Source organism: Aneurinibacillus sp. REN35 (assembly GCF_041379945.2).
Taxonomy (GTDB): Bacteria; Bacillota; Bacilli; order Aneurinibacillales; family Aneurinibacillaceae; genus Aneurinibacillus.
Genome location: NZ_JBFTXJ020000051.1, coordinates 1 through 252, shown reverse-complemented (window position 1 = coordinate 252; position 252 = coordinate 1). Strand labels below are relative to the sequence as shown.

The 252-nt window shown below is 52.8% G+C and carries 1 pseudogene; it reads left to right on the top strand.

The annotated features are described in order from the left end of the window. Nucleotides 1–252, top strand: a pseudogene (locus AB3351_RS23630) (thiol reductant ABC exporter subunit CydC); the annotation flags it as partial.

Genomic DNA, 252 nt, shown 5'->3' with positions numbered 1-252 from the left:
GCTGGGTGCTTATCTGATATCGGACGGAACGCTAGCCGGCGTATATCTGGCTATGCTTGTCATGGCCTCACTAACCGTATTTGAAGAAGCAGCGGCTATGGCCACGTTGCCTGCATACAAGCAAGATAGCGAACATGCAGCCAAGCGGCTGACGGAAGAAGTATTAACTCCCACCCTGCAGCCGTTGCAGCCAAGTCGCACGTTGAATGCCGACCATGCCGTTTCTATTGAGTTATCCGGCGTTTCCTTTCA